At 55.4% G+C, this 17,260-nt stretch carries 17 protein-coding genes and 1 pseudogene; 4 read left to right on the top strand and 14 right to left on the bottom strand.

Features of this window, described 5'->3' with window-relative positions; all coding sequences use genetic code 11:
- Positions 1-31: 31 nt before the first annotated feature.
- The 5 genes from E6C60_RS03125 to E6C60_RS03105 all read right to left on the bottom strand — a co-directional run bounded on the left by E6C60_RS03125 (position 32) and on the right by E6C60_RS03105 (position 3,946).
- The gene (locus tag E6C60_RS03125; protein WP_407669146.1) at positions 32-541 is read right to left on the bottom strand and encodes a glycerol-3-phosphate responsive antiterminator; all 510 of its coding nucleotides are present in this window, start codon (positions 539-541) and stop codon (positions 32-34) included.
- A 289-nt stretch (positions 542-830) separates the two neighbouring features.
- Complete coding sequence (gene mutY / locus E6C60_RS03120) at positions 831-2,012, bottom strand: A/G-specific adenine glycosylase (RefSeq protein WP_138224470.1); 1,182 nt, start codon at positions 2,010-2,012, stop codon at positions 831-833.
- Between the two features lie 8 nt (positions 2,013-2,020).
- Complete coding sequence (gene acpS / locus E6C60_RS03115; RefSeq protein WP_138224468.1) at positions 2,021-2,416, bottom strand: holo-ACP synthase; 396 nt, start codon at positions 2,414-2,416, stop codon at positions 2,021-2,023.
- 157 nt (positions 2,417-2,573) lie between these two features.
- Positions 2,574-3,383 (bottom strand): ammonia-dependent NAD(+) synthetase, encoded by an 810-nt coding sequence (gene nadE, locus E6C60_RS03110; protein WP_138224466.1) that lies wholly within the window; start codon positions 3,381-3,383, stop codon positions 2,574-2,576.
- A 128-nt stretch (positions 3,384-3,511) separates the two neighbouring features.
- Positions 3,512-3,946, bottom strand: a complete 435-nt coding sequence (locus tag E6C60_RS03105; RefSeq protein WP_138224464.1) for a BrxA/BrxB family bacilliredoxin — start codon at positions 3,944-3,946, stop codon at positions 3,512-3,514.
- A 536-nt stretch (positions 3,947-4,482) separates the two neighbouring features.
- Here E6C60_RS03105 and E6C60_RS03100 point away from each other — a divergent pair.
- Positions 4,483-5,751 carry a BaiN/RdsA family NAD(P)/FAD-dependent oxidoreductase gene (locus E6C60_RS03100; protein WP_138224462.1) on the top strand — a complete coding sequence of 423 codons (1,269 nt, stop codon included), beginning with the start codon at positions 4,483-4,485 and terminating at the stop codon, positions 5,749-5,751.
- Between the two features lie 108 nt (positions 5,752-5,859).
- On the opposite strand, the gene E6C60_RS03095 is transcribed toward E6C60_RS03100, so the two are convergent.
- From E6C60_RS03095 to ltrA, 3 genes are all read right to left on the bottom strand, one after another.
- A complete protein-coding gene (locus tag E6C60_RS03095; RefSeq protein ID WP_138224460.1) occupies positions 5,860-7,152 on the bottom strand; it encodes an ABC transporter permease in 1,293 nt (430 codons plus the stop codon).
- 10 nt (positions 7,153-7,162) lie between these two features.
- Entirely contained in the window at positions 7,163-7,906 is a 744-nt protein-coding gene (locus tag E6C60_RS03090) for an ABC transporter ATP-binding protein (protein ID WP_138224459.1), read from the bottom strand.
- 254 nt (positions 7,907-8,160) lie between these two features.
- Positions 8,161-9,453 (bottom strand): group II intron reverse transcriptase/maturase, encoded by a 1,293-nt coding sequence (ltrA, locus tag E6C60_RS03085; RefSeq protein ID WP_138224102.1) that lies wholly within the window; start codon positions 9,451-9,453, stop codon positions 8,161-8,163.
- A 649-nt stretch (positions 9,454-10,102) separates the two neighbouring features.
- On the opposite strand from ltrA, the pseudogene E6C60_RS03080 reads away from it, so the two are divergent.
- Positions 10,103-10,480 (top strand): annotated as a pseudogene (locus E6C60_RS03080) (transposase); the annotation flags it as partial.
- A gap of 270 nt (positions 10,481-10,750) precedes the next feature.
- Here the strand turns inward: E6C60_RS03080 and E6C60_RS03075 are convergent.
- From E6C60_RS03075 to E6C60_RS03065, 3 genes are all read right to left on the bottom strand, one after another.
- Positions 10,751-12,238, bottom strand: coding sequence for an ABC transporter ATP-binding protein (locus tag E6C60_RS03075; protein ID WP_138224457.1), 1,488 nt, complete (start codon positions 12,236-12,238; stop codon positions 10,751-10,753).
- Positions 12,239-12,245: 7 nt separating this feature from the next.
- Positions 12,246-12,818: an ECF transporter S component gene (locus tag E6C60_RS03070; RefSeq protein ID WP_138224455.1), complete on the bottom strand. Its 573-nt coding sequence runs from the start codon at positions 12,816-12,818 to the stop codon at positions 12,246-12,248.
- Positions 12,819-12,921: 103 nt separating this feature from the next.
- Positions 12,922-13,680, bottom strand: a complete 759-nt coding sequence (locus tag E6C60_RS03065) for an energy-coupling factor transporter transmembrane component T family protein (protein WP_138224453.1) — start codon at positions 13,678-13,680, stop codon at positions 12,922-12,924.
- 255 nt (positions 13,681-13,935) lie between these two features.
- Between E6C60_RS03065 and E6C60_RS03060 the strand changes: the two genes are divergently transcribed.
- Entirely contained in the window at positions 13,936-14,952 is a 1,017-nt protein-coding gene (locus E6C60_RS03060) for an alpha/beta hydrolase (protein ID WP_138224451.1), read from the top strand.
- 94 nt (positions 14,953-15,046) lie between these two features.
- Here the strand turns inward: E6C60_RS03060 and E6C60_RS03055 are convergent, their stop codons facing one another.
- On the bottom strand, positions 15,047-15,355 hold the full coding sequence (locus E6C60_RS03055) for a hypothetical protein (RefSeq protein ID WP_138224449.1): 309 nt from the start codon (positions 15,353-15,355) through the stop codon (positions 15,047-15,049).
- A gap of 162 nt (positions 15,356-15,517) precedes the next feature.
- Between E6C60_RS03055 and E6C60_RS03050 the strand changes: the two genes are divergently transcribed.
- Positions 15,518-15,997, top strand: a complete 480-nt coding sequence (locus E6C60_RS03050) for a GAF domain-containing protein (RefSeq protein WP_138224447.1) — start codon at positions 15,518-15,520, stop codon at positions 15,995-15,997.
- A gap of 23 nt (positions 15,998-16,020) precedes the next feature.
- On the opposite strand, the gene E6C60_RS03045 is transcribed toward E6C60_RS03050, so the two are convergent.
- Together E6C60_RS03045 and E6C60_RS03040 are read right to left on the bottom strand one after the other, a co-directional pair.
- Complete coding sequence (locus E6C60_RS03045) at positions 16,021-16,776, bottom strand: MerR family transcriptional regulator (RefSeq protein WP_138224445.1); 756 nt, start codon at positions 16,774-16,776, stop codon at positions 16,021-16,023.
- A gap of 167 nt (positions 16,777-16,943) precedes the next feature.
- Positions 16,944-17,150 (bottom strand): YwbE family protein, encoded by a 207-nt coding sequence (locus E6C60_RS03040; RefSeq protein WP_138224443.1) that lies wholly within the window; start codon positions 17,148-17,150, stop codon positions 16,944-16,946.
- Between the last annotated feature and the right edge of the window lie 110 nt (positions 17,151-17,260).

The raw sequence follows: 17,260 nt of genomic DNA, 5'->3' as shown, positions 1-17,260 counted from the left end.
AAACAGGATTCTCAGAACGGCGGTATCTTTATTACCAATGTTCAACGGAGCCGATCGACAGATGATTAGCTCCACTCGCAAGCGCCTGCTTGATTTCCTCTTCGGTTCGGATCAGTCCGCCGACAATGAGAGGCTGCTCAATCCTCTGCTTCATTTCCTGGATGACTCTCGGCATCAGGCCCGGCATCAGCTCTACCTCATCGGGACGCGCCTGACGGATCATCTTGACCGCCGTCTCCAGCGCCGGCGAATCAATGGCAAATACACGCTGTATGGACAAAATACCGGCTTGACGCGCCGCGTTCACGGCATTCGTCTTCGTCGTTACAATGCCGTCAACACCAAACCGTTCCGCAATGTACTGCACGGCTGAATGATCTCTACCGAGTCCGCCGACCATTTCCAGATGCACGAACACCTTTTTGCCGCTGTCGTGCAGGCTCTTGACAATGGAGGATAGATTCATAATATCGCCGGCCATCAGAATAACACGCTCTACACTGCTGTTCACCGCCGCCTCGATTTGATCAATGGAAGTGATCGAAGCGATAATCGGGAATTTAACACGTTCGCGTTCAGAATGTTCTATGTGGATCTCCCCCTTTAGACTCTATCCAGCTTAAAACGGGAGCTTCAGGAGAAGATAAACAGAGTGTAAATTGTATGTAAGCGCAGCCTCAGTACAGCAAAAAAACCCGGACACAAGTCTCCCTCCTCGAGGAAGCATGTGCTCGGGTTTTCTCATCGTCTCTACCCCATTCCAACGCTTTACTACATTAAAGATTAACAGGGTAATGTTATCTGAAATAACTTTATGAATTAAGCAGACGTTAAATATTTGCAAAATAAGCGTTCAATATGCGCAAAAAAACGTTGGGAAACGCATAGCGTTCCATATCGTCTGCGGTAATCCACTGATACAGGGGACCCGGTGAGGAGCCCGCTTCCGGGATGGAAGGAGAAGCGTCATACGCCGCCGCGCTCTCAGCGGCCATTGCCGGCACTGCCGGTGACCAGGAGCAGGTATATACCCGCATATTCCAGTGAATGTGGCTAAAGGTGTGCTCTGCAGCCATAACATGCTCTCCGGGGACGACGGGAAGCCGCTCTCTGCCAAGCTCCTCCGCGAGCTTTTTGGCCGCCGCCGCATCCGGGAGCATGACATGCCGAGCCGCATCACCATCAGGCGGAACCTCCGAAATATGAGGCAGCTCCCACATACCGGCAAGCAGACCCGTTGATGGGCGCTTGCGGATCAGCACCTTGCCGCTCTCGACTCCGCTGCCCTCAATGATGGCAGTCAGCCGGTATTCCTGGCGGGGAGGCTTGGCCTTGGCCTTGACGGGGAGCTTGTCCTCCATGCCTTCGATCCGCCCGCGGCAGTGCACCATCACGGGACAGGTCAAGCATTTGGGCGACTTCGGCGTACACACCAAGGCTCCAAGCTCCATAAGACCCTGGTTGAAGTCCGAGGCGCGTCCTTCCGGAATGAGCTGCAGCACCAGCTCCTCCATCAGCTTCCGCGTGCCGGTCTTCATAATATCCTCCTCGATCAGGAAGTAACGGGACAGCACACGCATGACATTGCCATCCACCGCAGGTGCAGGCACATTAAAAGCGATGCTGCGAATCGCCCCCGCCGTATAGGGACCGACCCCCTTCAGCGATGCCACCTCTTCCTTGCCGCTCGGCATGATGCCGCCGTACTGATCCCGAATCTGGCGTGCAGCATACTGCAGGTTCCGCGCTCTGGAGTAATATCCGAGGCCCTCCCAGCATTTCAGCACTTCATCCTCCGGCGCATCCGCCAAAGCCTCCACGGTAGGGAACTTCTCGATAAAACGATTGAAATACGGAATGACCGTATCCACCCGCGTCTGCTGCAGCATAATTTCGGAGATCCAGATGAAATAAGGATTGCTGTGCCTTCTCCACGGCAAGTCCCGCTTGATGACGACATACCAGTCCAGGAGCTCCTGGCTGAAATAACGTTGCTGTTGTAATGGGTCCATGACCTGTTTCATTCCTTTCGCTCAATCACGGCAAAAGCAGAGGCAAGCTCGCTCTGATGAGTAATCGTAATGTGAGTGTTATAGCTCTCCGGCTCCGTAATGCCAAGCCTTGCCCAGCATTCCCGGCTAATGGCTGCCACCGGCCGCCCGGCGTTATCCGGCACAATTTCCATATCCAGAAATCCGATCGTATGGCCGATTCCACAGCCGAAAGCCTTGCTGATCGCTTCCTTCGCCGCAAAGCGCCCCGCGATGAACTCAGCCCGGCGTTTCCCCTTGTCTGCTGCAAGCCTTCGCTCTGCCGGTGTTAATACGCGCTCCACAAATCGTTCGCCGTGACGCCCTTCCAGCAGGAGACTCACGCGGCTGATTTCCAGCACGTCATGCCCGATTCCATATATTATGATCGCCAGCCCCTTTTAGCGCTTCCCTAAAGTCTACAACCCCATCTATTGTATCAAAAAAACCAGCGCGCACCTATGAAACCGGCGCGCACTGGCTGCTTTAGCCTAATCAGGCTCTTATTCCGCTCTCAGGCAGGTGCATCTGAGACTTCATTCATTAGATCCCGGGAATCGCATTGCGCTTGTGCGCGGTTCGGCGATAGTAGCTTTCCAGCTTCTCCCGGACCTCAGGCGCCACTTCCTTGCCCTCCAGATAGTCGCTGTTGTCATCATACTTGATGCCAAGCTCCTTCTCATCGGTCTGTCCTTCCCACAGCCCGGCAGTCGGAGCCTTGTCCAGCACGGCCTGCGGAACACCCAGGTACGAGCCGATCTGGCGCACCTGACGCTTGTTTAAGGTGCTGAGCGGAGTAATGTCCACGGCACCGTCTCCCCATTTCGTGTAGAAGCCGGTAATCGCCTCGGAAGCATGGTCGGTACCGACCACGAGCAGATTCTGCTCGAAGGCAATCGCATACTGAATGACCATCCGCATCCGGGCCTTGACGTTACCCTTGCCCGGAATGCTCATATGCTGGTGCACACCGATATTTTTCATCCCGTGCTCAACCTCCAGGGCCACCTCGTTCACAGCATCCTCTACGTTCGTCTCCATCGTGTATTTCAGCTGAAAGGCTTTGGCGGTCTCGTAGCTGTGCTCAATATCCGGCTGCTGCCCATAGGGCTGGAAGACGCCGAGCGTCTTGAATTCCCGGCCCAGCTCCTCCGTCAGCTCATCCGTTGCCCGCTTGCACAGTCCGGTCGCTACCGCACTGTCCAGCCCCCCGCTAATCGCGATCAATAGTCCCGAGGTGCCCGAATCCTTCACATACGATTTCAAAAAATCTACACGCCGTCTGACTTCCTGCTCTGCATTGATCTCCGGCTTGACGCCCAGCTCAGCAATAATCTGTTCCTGCAGGCTCATGCTTGCTCGCTCCCTTCATAATTAACACCGCAGTGTCCGGTTCATGTCAAGAACCTTGTGATTAAAAAGACCCCGGGGCCTCGGTGGTTCCGAATGCTACGGGGTCTGAAATTACTGACATTAGAGCATTAACGGCAGTAACGGTCAAACGCATCCGCGAGATCTGCCGCAATTTCCTCGGCGGAACGATTCTCAACCTGATGGCGTTCGATAAAATGAACCAGCTCCCCGTCTTTCAGCAGGGCGATGGATGGAGATGATGGCGGATAAGGTGCAAAATATTCCCGGGCTTTCGCCGTTGCTTCCTTGTCCTGTCCCGCAAAGACGGTGAACAGGTGATCCGGCTTGACGCTGTTCTCCAGCGCACGGGCTACACCCGGACGAGCCTGGCCTGCGGCACAGCCGCACACCGAGTTTACGACGACAAGTGCCGTTCCCGCTGCTCCCGGAAGCTTCGCTTCTACTTCCTCTGCTGTTGTCAGCTCCTGGATGCCCAGGCTTGTAAGCTCATCGCGCATTGGCTGAACCATATCACGCATATATCGGTCAAAAGACATACCCATCGTGCTTCCACTCCTTATATAAACAAGTTTATTCTTCATGAATACGGAATAACCGCTAACTTATATTATACAAACCGATGAACTGAAAGCAAGATATGTACGCAGACCTGCAGAAAAAGCGGACCCCAGGTCTGTGGAATCCGCTTCCGCTCACCCCCGCCTAAGTAGAGGGCTTGTTAATGCCGTCCAGCTTCTTGTCCGGAGCCGGTGAGCCCTGGCGCTGCTTGTTCTCCTGCTTCTGGAGCTGCTGCTGCTTCGAATCATTTTTGCTCATATCCGTGATAGCCTCCTTTACCGTGAGATCTCGAGCTTATTATGGCTAGGGCAGGAAAAGATTATCCGCAGTCACCCCATTGTCCGATCCTTGGTAAAGAGTAAGCATAAAGAGTGCAAAAAATACAGGCAAGCCGCTTGGGTTACACAGACAAAGTGGTATAATAAACGGGTTAAGCATCACATATTGCAAGTCTTACAAGTCAATCCATAATGAAGATGGATCAGGCCCATAGGCCTGCTTATAAAGGAGATACATGAACATGCTGCATTACGATGTCATTGTGGTCGGCGGAGGTCCCTCCGGCCTGATGGCCTGTGTCGCCGCCGGCGAACAGGGCGCCTCAGTTCTGCTGGTTGATAAAGGAGACAAGCTGGGACGCAAGCTGGGAATTTCAGGCGGCGGCCGCTGCAATGTTACCAATGCCAAGGAGCCGGACGAGCTGATCGCTCATATTCCGGGAAACGGACGATTTCTGTACAGCTCGTTTCAGCATTGGAATAACCGGGATATTATGCGTTTTTTTGAGGGTCTGGGAATTCGGCTGAAGGAGGAGGATCACGGCCGGATGTTTCCTGTCACCGATAAAGCCTCCAGCGTGGTGAACGCCCTCGTCGGCAAGGTGAGAGAGCTCGGCACCGAGGTGCTGACCAACAGTCCCGTAGAGCGTATATTATATGAAGGAAATCAGGCGGCCGGCATCCAGCTGAAGAACGGAAAGACCTTCCGCAGCCAAGCCGTCATTCTTGCCACAGGCGGGCAATCTGTGCCGCAGACCGGCTCGACCGGAGACGGCTACCCTTGGGCAGCCGCAGCAGGGCACACCATTACAGAGCTGTACCCTACTGAGGTGCCTATTGTATCGACAGAGCCGTTTATTGCTTCCAAGGAGCTGCAAGGGCTGTCGCTCCGGGATGTGGAGCTGTCGGTCTGGAACCCCAAAGGCAAGAAGGTCATTGCGCATCGGGGCGATATGCTGTTTACGCACTTCGGGATCTCGGGACCTATTGCGCTGCGCTGCAGCCAGTTTATTCGCCAGGTGCAGAAGAAGTTTGACACGGTTAATGTCGAGATGGCTGTCGATCTGTTTCCAGACCTTTCGCTCGGCGGCGCCGAGGAGGAGATTCGTTCCCGTCTTTCCCAAGAGCCGAAGAAGGCTGTGAAAAATGTGCTGAAGGGATGGCTTCCGGAGCGGATCATTCCACTGCTGCTAAGCCAGGCCGGGCTGGACGGCGATACGGCGGCAAATGTCGTCTCCCGGGCGGCTGTCACTGCCCTGGCTGCCGTGCTGAAGAAGTGCAGCTTCCGCGCCTGCGGCACCCGCTCGCTGAAGGAAGCCTTCGTGACCGGGGGCGGCATCAGCCTGAAGGAGGTGCAGCCGAAGACGATGGAATCCAAGCTCATGCCGGGCCTCTTCTTCTGCGGCGAGATTCTGGATGTCCACGGCTACACCGGCGGCTATAACATTACAGCCGCCTTCTCCACCGGCTACACGGCAGGCAAGCATGCTGCCGAGGGAGCGCGGGGGTAAGCGCGGCCGAAGGACGCATGGGGCTTGAGCTGCAGCGGGCGGCTGATGTGAACCTGCGCGGAGTCTGCCGAGGGATCTTGGCTTGGCAGGCCTTAAGGCTGTCGGCCGCTACCCTCTTCGACCCAGTGAAGGCCTCATCATGAAGTGCGGGAGCAGAAGGATTACAGCTGTCCCTGCCGTTGCTGCGATCAGCAGGCCGAGCCAGCCCGGCGCCAGCGACAGGCCCAGCACCAGCGAAAGCAGCAGGCATGGCAGCAGCAGCAGGGTTTGGACAGCGAGCGTGCCGGCCTGCATTTCCTGCTGCGTCGTAAATGGCAGCACCTTGGCGAGGCTGGACTCCGAGAAGCCCTTCCATTTTAGCACCAGCACATAGGTGATGATGAGCATGATGAGCACGTAAACGATCAGTTTAACAAACAGAGGCGGAACCAGCACGGCAGGGACACCAACCGACGTCATCTGCAGATAGAGCAGCAGGCTCTCCTGCTGCCGCAGGAACGCCTTGACCCCGGCGGAAGCAAAGCGCTTGTCGGGCGCTGGACTGCGGTACAGCCGGCGCGAGCGGCGAAACAGCCACGTCTTGCTCCGCACCTTGGGCAGCCTGCCGAGCGCCTGCGTCACCAGCAGGTCGGTCAGCTTTACGCGGCTGCGGGCATCCATTTTGACATCATTTGTAAACGTGTGTGGATCCCGGGCTTTTGTACGCATGAGCCATAAGGAAAGCCCCAGAAATACAGCACCTGCCGTGAAGAGAGCCGGGATATGCCTGCCCATCAAGGACAGCAGAGCTATATAGATCCCAAGTGACGACAGCCGCAGGCCTGCGGCAAGAGTATACTTGCGGAGCCCGGCATACTTCGCCTTAACGGTGTGGGTCAGCAGGCTGGCATTCCAGCCGATCCCCGAAGCCAGAAAGGCCCATCCCGTCAGCTGCCAGCCTTCCAGATGAAACACTCTGTACCAGAGCGGGAGCAGCAGCCATGTAATGCTGCCTGCCAGAACGTTTCCAGCCAGAACGCTGTACAGCAGGCCGCGCCCTCTCAGCACTTCCATCCACCTGTTCTGCTGCCGCAGAAACAGCGCATCTGCCGCATCCACAAACAGCAATACACCTCTGGAGAACAGGACAAGCAGGATTATGGCTGCCGGCAGGGAAGGAATCTGCTCCACCTCAGGCGGCAGCGTTACCTTCCACAAGTCTCTGTACAGGCCGATGCCGAGCGGCAGACCAAGCATCACTAGATACAGCAGAACGGTCTTATCCACGACAGAACTGATCGCTGACCACTGCTGACGAAAGTGATGCTGTAGACGGCGGCGAAACAGCTGCCGGGGATGATGGATCCGGATCCGGGGAGCAGCTTGGACGGGGCTTGGAATATTTTCTGGACGTGTCTTCATAGGCCTCTCCTCATGTCATGGCATCAAAGCAGTCAAACAGCGAGCCCTCCGGCAGACCAGCGGCCTGCCGAATGTCTTGGAGGGTTCCCCGCGATACGATCCGCCCGTTCGAGAGCATCATAAAGGAATCACAGATTCGCTCTGCCGTATCCAGCACGTGCGTACACATTAAGATGCCTGCTCCCCGCTCCCGTTCCTGATTCAGCAGCCCCAGGAAATCCTTTGTCGCTCTGGGATCCAGACCGATGAACGGCTCGTCAATGATATAAACCTCGGGCGAGGACAGAAAGCCGATCATAAGCATCATTTTCTGCTTCATGCCTTTGGAGAAGCCGCCCGGCAGATCATGCCTGACATGATCCATGCCGAACTGCTGCAGAAGCTCATTCCCCTTCCGTTCAAAGTGGGATTCAGGGAGGCCGAAGGCAGCAGCAGCCAGATCCAGATGCTCCCACAGGGTTAAATCCTCATAATAGATCGGCTGCTCCGGCACATAGGCGTACCGGGGCGGATCTCCCGCTATGTAAATGTCTGATTTGGCATGCTCCAGCAGGCCCAGCATGGTTTTAATGGTTGTGCTTTTGCCGGCGCCATTGGGACCGATCAGCCCCAGCAGCTCGCCAGGTGCGACGCTAAAGACAATATCCTGGATTTGCAGCTTGCCGGGCTCATAGCCGGCTTCCTGGATATTTACGCTCAGCACCGGGCGTGTGTTCGCCCTGCTTTGTGAGGGTTTTTCATTCTCATTTTCCATAGGCTTCATAATAGCTTGTATTTCCCACCTTTCGTGTTCAATCTAATTGGAAGCATTATGAATTAATCTTGGTCCCTGTTACATACGAAAAAACGACGACAGGGTTGCACCCTCCAGGCCGCTGCGAGGCACATCGGCACTTCGGCAATTCGGCTAGAGTAAAGGGCTGAAAATTTCAGCCCCTCCTCATCAAACCGTACGTGAGGTTTTCCCTCATACGGCTTTCCGATGTTCGTCATTCATGTGCATGCAGATTACAAGAGCGTTTTGAGTCCATGTTGTCTAGCCATGAATTTAACCTCGCGCACAGAACTCATCCATCGTGCGCGTTGCCGCTTCTTCGCGTACCATCTCGCAAGCCTCTGAAGAATGTACCAATCCAGCTTTGCCATCTTCCGCTGACTGTGGGCGGTGTAGTAATAATTCCGCCAGCCTTGTATCTTGGGATTTAACCAATTGACCTGTTCAAGTAACGACTTGTGCCGCATACCCGGCGGTGCCAGACGGTCTTTTACGACTTCCCGAATGCGTTCTTCTGCTTTCCGAGTCAGCCATTGCTGAGTGGTGTAATACACTTTTCCTTTGGAGGTTTCTGCTTTCGTCTTGCGATGATGCATACCGAGAAAGTCGAAGCCTTCTTCTCCTGTCCACAGTCCGACGATGCGCGTTTTGGTTGGATGCAAGGTGAGTTCGAGACGATCCATAATCGCACGAATAAGTTCGTACGATCGGTCTGCGTCTTTCTTCGTTTTGCATACAACCACGAAGTCATCCGCATAACGCGTTAGTTCTCCGTGACCGCTCCCATGTCGTTCCCACAGAATGTCGAAGTAATTGAGGTAAATGTTCGCAAGCAGCGGAGATATTACCCCGCCTTGCGGTGTTCCCAAATCTGAGCGCCTTACCGTCCCTTCTTCCATCACTCCCGCTTGTAACCACTTCCGAACCAGCTTCAACATTCGTCTGTCACTGATTCGCATTTCAACCAGTTTCATAAGCTTCTCTTGATTGATGTTGTCGAAGTAGCCTTGGATGTCGACGTCGATCACCCAATTTCCCTTGCGATTGCATGCCTTCCGGATCCGGTCCAGCGCTCCCTTCGCACTTCTCTTCGGACGGAATCCAAATGAGGATTCCTGAAAATCGGCTTCAAAGATCGGTTCCATGACTAGTTTTGTTGCCATTTGTATGACGCGATCTCGAATGGTCGGAATACCAAGCGGTCTTTGCTTCCCATCTTTCTTCGGGATGTAATGCCGCCGAACAGGCTGTGGGTGGTAGCGCCCCTCTTTTAAAAGCCGTTGGCATTCAAGCAAGAAGAGGTATTCGCCTTGCTTCTCGATGTCCGTCAGCGTCTCACCGTCGACGCCCGCCGAGCCTTTATTGGCTCGCACCCTGCGCCATGCTTCCCACAAAATGTCCATTCGGTAGACCTTGTCATACAAAGCGTGGAATCTGCGTTTCTTGTTTTCCTTGGCCGCATGACCTAGTTTCTCTTGGAGTTGTTGAACGTTTTCCTTTGGTGTTGTTAGCCGATTGGCATTCACTGACTCGTACCTCCTTAAGAAACGTGAACAAAGCAGAGCTCCTTCCCTCCCGCAGGTTATGTTGTCCTACGGTTCCTTGGTACTACGAGCCCCTCGGACTCCCTTCCTGCAGACATCTCACTTCACCTTTTTTTTTTTTTTTCAGCTTATAGAGCGCCTCGCTACGAGTTTTTTTTTTTCTCGTGCAGGGGAGGGCCTCCCCAGTTCACTACATCCTCTTTCATACCATGCCGCTCCCTCTACGCCGGAGGATTCTTCACTGCCGTTCCAAGTTCAGAGCAGTTTCCCTGGCCTTCGTCCATGTATGCGGGACTCGGCTTCCTCTTGTCCCTCTTGCGAGGCCTTTTTGACGACGCGGCAGGATTCACTTCATGTTACGGCCTGGTATTTCGCTCGCCCTGTCTCCGACAGGTACTTTCGTCGATACGCTTCTACGCACAGATTTCGCCGTACGCAGGTATCCTAGCTACGCGGGGGCTTGGCCCCTCCCGCGACCGGACTTTCACCGGCTAGAAGATGCGTGCTTCTGGGCACGCCATACAGCAAAGCAGCGCCCCCTATGAGAAGCGGGGGCGCTGAAAAAGTCCTGACTGAATCGAAGAAGGTACTACACCCGAAATAATTAAGGGAGCAAAGGGATGGAAGCCCTCTGTTCCAGAATCAACCTTCGTTTTCATTCAGCCCGTATACGTCCTTGTATGACCTGATCGTGCCTAAAGACAACCTGCTCCGCCAGTTGAACAAACAGGTGGATTTTTCGTTTGTATACGAGGAACTGCGAGCGAACTACTGTCTGGATCATGGGCGTAACGCCATCGACCCTGTACGGATGTTTAAATATCTCCTGTTAAAAGCCATTTCCGACCTCTCCGACGTGGACATGGTGTAGCGCTCACGTTACGACATGTCCTTTAAGTATTTCCTGCAGATGGCACCGGAGGACCCAGTCATCGATTCGAGCTCGCTGACCAAGTTCCGGAAATGGAGGCTGAAAGACCTCAATCTGCTTGACTGGCTGATCGGGAAACCTCAGGTCTATCCGGCATGCATATGCAAGGAGCAATGGCTGTATTCGTGGTGAATCTGAAACGAATCTTTACATTAGGAAGCTGAAAGAAACCGAAAAAAGGGGCACCGAGCTCGCTTTTATTGCGAGCTCGGTGCCCCTTTTTTTATATTAAAGTCTTTTGAAACTTAATTATGGTAGTTCTTCAGTGGCCTCCTGAGAAGCGGGGGGCGCTGTAATAGATAAGACAGGCTGACGCGAGCGGGCTGTAACGCTTGCTTTGGGCAGCGGCTATAACTGAGTCTGCCGCGCGGGTACTGCGGTCAGCCTCCCGCCATCCAAATGAAGGGAAAGCGTGGCTTCAGCAGCCAGCAGCTCGGGGTCATGCGTAATCAGGAGCACGGCTGCACCGCGGTGGCAGGCACTCCGGCACAGCTTCACAATTCGGCTGATATCCCGGTAGTCCATCCCGGCCGTCGGCTCGTCCAGAATGTACAGCGCCTTGGGAAGAATCAGCTGGCATATGACAGCCAGCAGGCGGCGTTCACCCCGGCTGAGGAGATATGGCGAGGCTTCCAGCCGGGCGGTCAATCCCGCCTCGGCCAGCAGCTCCTCCGCCAGCTCGCGCTGCTGCGGCGTCAGCTCCGGCCGCTGTGCCGGCGGCAGGCCGCCATGCAGGCCGTAGATCAGCTCCTCCCATACACTGTGGGAGGTGAACATATGCTCCGGCTGCTGGAACACGTATCCGAACAGGGCAGCTGTTTCATGGACAGGCCGTCCGGCCAGGTCCCTGCCCTCATATGAGATCGTGCCCCGCGGCGCGGGCGCAAGGCCCATGAGCAGGCGGCTCAGGGTCGTCTTGCCTGAGCCGTTCTTTCCCGTGAGCAGGGCCCATTCGCCCCTGCGCAGGGTAAAGGCTGCGCCTGCCAGAGCCCGCCGGCCGCCGGGATAGGTGAAGGTTAGACCCTTCACCTCCAGCAGGGCGGGCCCCAGCGGCGCAGCCGCCGCTGCCTCACGCGGCAGGCGAGGCAGCAGACCCAGCTCCGCCAGCTGCCCATGGCAGCGGCGCAGCAGCTCTGCCGGCGGCCCGTCGAGCACGACGCCGCCGCCGCTCAGGACGATGACGCGCGACGCGGAGCGCGCGGCATCGTCAAAGCGGCCGGACGCGGTGATTACCGTCCGGCCCTCTTCCTGCAGCGCGGTGCACAGCTGCAGGAAGCTTCCCTGCGCCGCGGCGTCGAGACTCGCGCAGGCGTCGTCGAAGACGAGCAGCTGCGGCTGCAGAGACAGCACCGCAGCAATGGCCGTACGCTGCCGCTGTCCTCCGGACAAGCGGCGCACGGCATCGTGCCGGCGGTCACTCAGCTGGACCGCCGCCAGAGCCAGATCTATCCGCCGGTTCACTTCCTCCGGCGGATGGCAGAGGTTCTCCGGGCCGAACGCGACCTCGTCCTCCACGATCCCTCTCACCAGCTGTGCCTCATGCTCCTGAAAAAGCACACCCGCAGCCGGAATGAGCTCCGCCAGCTCCGCTGCGGCAGGGTCCAGCCCCATCACTTCCAGCTTCCCCTCCCGCAGCCCGCCGCCGCTTCGCGGCAGCGTGCCGTTCAGCAGCTGACAGAGGGTTGATTTACCGCTGCCGCTTGCGCCAATGATCGCCGTCCAGCTGCCACAGAGAATTTCAAGATTGACCTCCTTCAGCGCATAGGAGGATTCACCGTCATACCGGTAAGAAAGCTGCTCACTGTGAACAGCTTTTACGACCGCTGCTGTCCTCATCCGGACACTAGCCCTTCATGCCCAGTGCAAACCGGCGGAGCAGTCCGGTCTTCTCCACGGCATCGCCGATGACCTTCGCCAGCAGGCCGCACAGCACGACACCGCTCACAATGCGCACGGCCAGTGCCGCCGCCAGGACGCCAGCAGGCCAGGCAGTATATTTGAACATCTGCGCCGCGAATACGAACCACAGCGGCACGAGCGCACCGCCGGCCAGCATCATTACGCCAGTGCTCCATTTCTTGTAACGGAATGCGGCGAAGAGACCCTCAGCAACGACCGCATAACAGGCTGCCGCGGTAAAACAGGCCGGAATGCCGTAAGTCGGTCCCGTCAATGCCTGAATGGTACCGCCGATCATGAAGGTAATGGCCGCTGTTCCCGGCTTACGGATAATGTAATAGGCGAGCAGGCCATACACGATATACAGCCCTGTAGTGACAGAAGTGGCAATCGGTCCTCCCAGGCTTGTCAGCAGCTTGTTCACCGGGCTCAGGTACATCGTCAGCACGCCATTGACCGCGGCCAGCATGGCCATCAGGACAATATCCTGAGTCGTAAATTTTCTGGATGCTTGCATAAGTTCAGTTCCCCCATTTCAATTCAGTTAGCTTGATAAATCCCATTGTGCCGCCTTCCCCCTGCATTCGTCAACCTATTTTTATTATACAACGGTTAACAATCTACATGTAGATGCCCGTCCATACCGTCAAACCCGCCATGAGCAGGAATAATGGCAGGCTCCACCATGGGATCACGCTCTTGTTCCGAAAGGTCCTATGGGAATAAGCAGTAAAGCCTTTAGACTCCATCGCTCCCGCCGTCTGCTGCACTCTGCGCAGGCTGTTCAGCAGCACGGCAGCAATGAATCTTGCCCCCCAGGCCAGTCTTCCCTTCAATCCCTTCGGCGGCCGCCCTCCCCGCACTTGCTGGGCTGCCCGGATCATCTCCCCCTCCTCCTCCAGCATAGGAAGAAAGGTTAACGCCGTGGAAATGCCAAACGCAAAGCGATAAGGAATACGCAGCCGCTGCACCATCTCCGCCACCAGCTCCTGTGGATTTGTTGTAGCGATATAAGTCAGAGAGGACAGAAACAGGCTGATCATTCGCAGGCTCATTTCCCCGGCCTGGTCTACTGCCTCCACGGTCAGCCGCAGCGGCCCCCACGTCAGCCATACCGTTTCCCCAGACACGGTCAAAGCCGTGAGCAGAAAATAAGGCAGCGCCACCGCCGCAATCAACCGCACCCCGCGGTACATGCGCCGCCACGACATCCCGGCGCCCCACCTGGCTGCCACAATGCACAGCCCGAGCAGCAGCAGCTGGCTGGCGGTTCCCTTCCACAGCATAGCCATAACCGCAATACACAGGAGTCCCGCCAGCTTTCCGAGCGGGTCCCAGCGATGCAGCAGGCTGCTGCCTGCTTCGTATTGGATCAGCATTTTTGTCCCCTTCTTTCACTGCACATTGGTTCGAAACCGTAGTTTCAGGTTTAAAAGTTTTTGACTTCTTTTTTGCCTTTTCGGCCATACTAAGCCAAGTGTAATGATATAAATCCGGATGATCCACCACGGTTCACGAACAAAAAAGCTGCCGTTAGCGGATGACTCTATATTGAGTGATGCCTTATGAATTCGTCAATATGAAACCTGATGAGAGACGCGCGGCGATTTTCGGTGAAAGGAGGCCCATGTGGAATGTATATTGCGATTACGATTGTCATCCTGATGGTCATGCTGACTGCAGCCATCACGCAGTTCGGGTACGTTCAAATTACGCAGATGAGGGTCAAGAACGACCTGCGGCTGTTTACCATCCTGGAAGGTCTGGGACTGTACAGCCGGGACCGCTACGAGGCACTGGCCAAGACCGAGGTTACCCTGCAGAGCATCGACGGGTTTAAGCTATCCGGCGCCGCCATAGCACCGCATCCCCGCTCCAAGCGATGGATGATTATCGTGCACGGCTACACCGGCTCCCGGGCTTTCTCCACCCAGTTCCTGGATATGTTTACGGAGGAAGGATTCAATGTGCTGCTGATCGACCAGCGCCGTCACGGGCAGAGCGAGGGCCGCTTTACTACGTACGGCTATCAGGAGAAATATGATGTGCAGGCTTGGGTGAACTGGCTGCTTGAGCATTATGGCGAGGAGCTCGAAATCGGTCTTCATGGTCAATCTCTCGGCGGCGGCACGGTGCTGGAGTACTTATCCCTGGACGTCCCACCCCAGGTGAAGCTCGTCATTTCCGACTGTGCTTACTCGGATCTCAGCGAGCTGATGAAGCATCAGATTACGAAGCTGAACAGGCTGCCTGTTCATTTCCTGAAATGGGTTAACAACCGGATCCGCAAAAAAGCAGGCTTTAGCTTCGAGCAGGTCAGTCCCATCCGCAGCGTGCAGCAAAGTCCGCTTCCTGTGCTTTTTATTCACGGCTCCCGCGATAATTATGTTCCCACTCACATGAGCATGGACATGTACGAAGCCAAGCAGGGTCCCAAACGGCTTCTGCTGATTGAAGGCGCAAATCATGCCGCAGCCTACCATGTCCATCCCCAGCAGTACCGCGAGGAGGTTCGGTCCTTTATCCGGGAATATCTTGGTGAAGCCTCCGCCGCGTCTAAGTCTGCTCTAGAGTCATTAGGGGCTGCAAAGGAATCGACTGACCCGTCGGCGCGCGTCCCGCTCTTTCCGGATTCGATTTCCAGCCTGTAGCTCCAAACACCTAAAAAAACAGCCTCTGTCAAGACAATCCGTCTTGACAGAGGCTGTTTAAGTTTGAAAGCCGATGCAGCTTATATGACCTGCATTACGCCAGCGTATCGGCTGCCTGGCCTTTATCTACAGGCTGCAGCACTTCACCGCATAATTCCTTTAGCTTACGCTGAATTTCTTTAAACTCTTCAATTCCTGCTCCGGTAATGCTGTAGCCTTCACCATGCGACGTCAGGTAGTTCTCCTGGGTCAGTCGCTCCAGCTCGTATTTCACTTCCCGGTCTCCCACTCTGTAGCCGTGGCGTTCCAGCTCTGGCTGCATATCGCTGATCGTAAGATCCCGTTGATGAGCGTGGTAAAGCATATGAATGCCGATAAACAAGCTTTGTACATCTGCACGCATTGGCTGTATCTCCCTTCACTCTTCTAGGCCGCGGCCTGCAATCCCTTACTTATTACCCTTTCCGGGACAGGCATAATCAGCCGGCATCAAACCCCTCTTGACGATCTCTTCCGCTTATACTATCTTAGAATAATTCTAATTTGATAAAGAGGTGATCCCTTTATGTTCCACAATATGCCTTACGAAGGAACAGCAAGTGAACAATATACCCAGGTTCTGGGACAGCTCAAAGCTCTGATCCACGACGAGCCTAGCAGCGTAGCCAATATGGCGAACGCCTCAGCCTTGCTTCAGCATTTTCTGAAGGATATTAACTGGGTCGGCTTTTATATTTATGATGGCAAGGAGCTGGTCCTCGGACCGTTCCAGGGACTGCCTGCCTGCATTCGCATTCCGCTGAACCGCGGCGTATGCGGCACAGCAGCGGCGCTCCTGAAGACGCTCGTCGTGGAAGACGTCCATGCCTTCCCTGGACATATCGCCTGTGATGCAGCTTCCAACAGCGAAATTGTCATTCCCGTACTGAAGGACGGGAAGCTGTTCGGCGTGCTGGACATCGACAGCCCGATGAAGAACCGGTTCAGCCCGGAGGATCAGCAATTTCTGGAAGAGTTCGTCGGTATTCTGCAGGAGACTCTGTAAGCATGCCGTCCTGTTGTGCAGGACTATAACCTGGCTTCGGCATACACCTTCATGGCATCCCGAAGATAGTGGGCGAGGCGCGGATGATAGACATCGTACAGCTTCTTGAAATCATCCTGCTCCACGTACAGCTCTCCAAGATCAATATATATCTTCTTACTCGGCGTGTAGAAATGGCCTACCCAGCGGTAGTGCCTGTCAATGATGCTCTGCACCTCCGGGTGCTCCGGCTTCAGGCCGGAATCCATGGCCCGGCATAGATCCAGATAAATCTCATCCGCTTCCTTCTGGGTGCTCAAATAATCATCCTTGGACCAGCGGCTGTCCTCCTCCCGCCCCTCCTGCGAGGGGCCTTCTTCAATGTGTAGACTGTCATTGCTCAAATAGCCGGACTCCGGAGCGCCTTGGCCGCCCAGCCCGGCAAGCCAGGTCTCCGGATTCGGCCCCGCCCCCTTCTCCAGATCAGACAGGGTTCGGTCAATCGTCTCTGTCATCATCTGGAGCCGGCGGACCTTGTCCATCAGGCTCTGCTTGTGGGCCAGCAGCGCCGCGACAATGTCCTGCTCCTGCTCATCCAACGTCAGCTTCAGCTGACTTGCAGGGATGTGTAGCTCCATATTTAAAAGGATGAGCTGCAATCTCAGCAGATCCTGTTCCTCAAAACGGGTGCTGCCCTCTTCATCCGGGGACAGTTGCAGCAATCCCTGCCTTATCCATTCCTGCAGCCTGGGAGCTCCGACACCGGAAACACGGGCGATATCCTGCAGGTTGTAAGCCATTCGTCCCGTCACCTCTTTCTCTCTGTGCTTGGTTCTGTTTATGGGCACATCTTACTATCGCTTCATATATAGAGTTAGACGTTTTACCACGAAATCAAACACAAAAAACCGCTTCTTTACGCACGGATTTACGAATTCATCCATGCGCTCTGGAAGCGGCTTTTTATTTAGCTGGAGCCTTCGGTTACAATATGCTTTACCCGGCCAACCTGACCGTCCTGGAGGCGGACCTTGATCCCATGCGGATGGGTTGGCGAGTTCGTTAAGAGATCCTTCACCACTCCGCGGGTAAGCTGTCCTGTCCGCTGATGCTGCTTGAGAACAATATCCACCACAAGGCCTGGCCGGATCGCGGATCGCTGTTGTCCGTTCATGCTTCACCTCGTTTAGCGCTAATATGCACAGCGTCATTTTCTACGGAGTCCACATTAAAGGATGCCAGCGGAAAAAGCAAATGTACCGGGCCTTACCCATTTCCTCTATA

This window comes from Paenibacillus algicola, from assembly GCF_005577435.1.
GTDB lineage: Bacteria > Bacillota > Bacilli > Paenibacillales > Paenibacillaceae > Paenibacillus_AQ > Paenibacillus_AQ algicola.
Note: the sequence above shows the minus strand (reverse complement) of the source record. Positions and strands in the feature narration are given on the sequence as shown.

Excerpts from the sequence above, each read along its gene's own strand:
- mutY (WP_138224470.1), bottom strand. The coding sequence starts at position 2,012 with ATGGACCCATTACAACAGCAACGTTATTTCAGCCAGGAGCTCCTGGAC.
- nadE (WP_138224466.1), bottom strand. The coding sequence starts at position 3,383 with ATGAGCCTGCAGGAACAGATTATTGCTGAGCTGGGCGTCAAGCCGGAG.
- E6C60_RS03105 (WP_138224464.1), bottom strand. The coding sequence starts at position 3,946 with ATGGGTATGTCTTTTGACCGATATATGCGTGATATGGTTCAGCCAATG.
- E6C60_RS03100 (WP_138224462.1), top strand. The coding sequence starts at position 4,483 with ATGCTGCATTACGATGTCATTGTGGTCGGCGGAGGTCCCTCCGGCCTG.
- E6C60_RS03095 (WP_138224460.1), bottom strand. The coding sequence starts at position 7,152 with ATGAAGACACGTCCAGAAAATATTCCAAGCCCCGTCCAAGCTGCTCCC.
- E6C60_RS03090 (WP_138224459.1), bottom strand. The coding sequence starts at position 7,906 with ATGGAAAATGAGAATGAAAAACCCTCACAAAGCAGGGCGAACACACGC.
- E6C60_RS03075 (WP_138224457.1), bottom strand. The coding sequence starts at position 12,238 with ATGAGGACAGCAGCGGTCGTAAAAGCTGTTCACAGTGAGCAGCTTTCT.
- E6C60_RS03070 (WP_138224455.1), bottom strand. The coding sequence starts at position 12,818 with ATGCAAGCATCCAGAAAATTTACGACTCAGGATATTGTCCTGATGGCC.
- E6C60_RS03065 (WP_138224453.1), bottom strand. The coding sequence starts at position 13,680 with ATGCTGATCCAATACGAAGCAGGCAGCAGCCTGCTGCATCGCTGGGAC.
- E6C60_RS03060 (WP_138224451.1), top strand. The coding sequence starts at position 13,936 with ATGTATATTGCGATTACGATTGTCATCCTGATGGTCATGCTGACTGCA.
- E6C60_RS03055 (WP_138224449.1), bottom strand. The coding sequence starts at position 15,355 with ATGCGTGCAGATGTACAAAGCTTGTTTATCGGCATTCATATGCTTTAC.
- E6C60_RS03050 (WP_138224447.1), top strand. The coding sequence starts at position 15,518 with ATGTTCCACAATATGCCTTACGAAGGAACAGCAAGTGAACAATATACC.
- E6C60_RS03045 (WP_138224445.1), bottom strand. The coding sequence starts at position 16,776 with ATGGCTTACAACCTGCAGGATATCGCCCGTGTTTCCGGTGTCGGAGCT.
- E6C60_RS03040 (WP_138224443.1), bottom strand. The coding sequence starts at position 17,150 with ATGAACGGACAACAGCGATCCGCGATCCGGCCAGGCCTTGTGGTGGAT.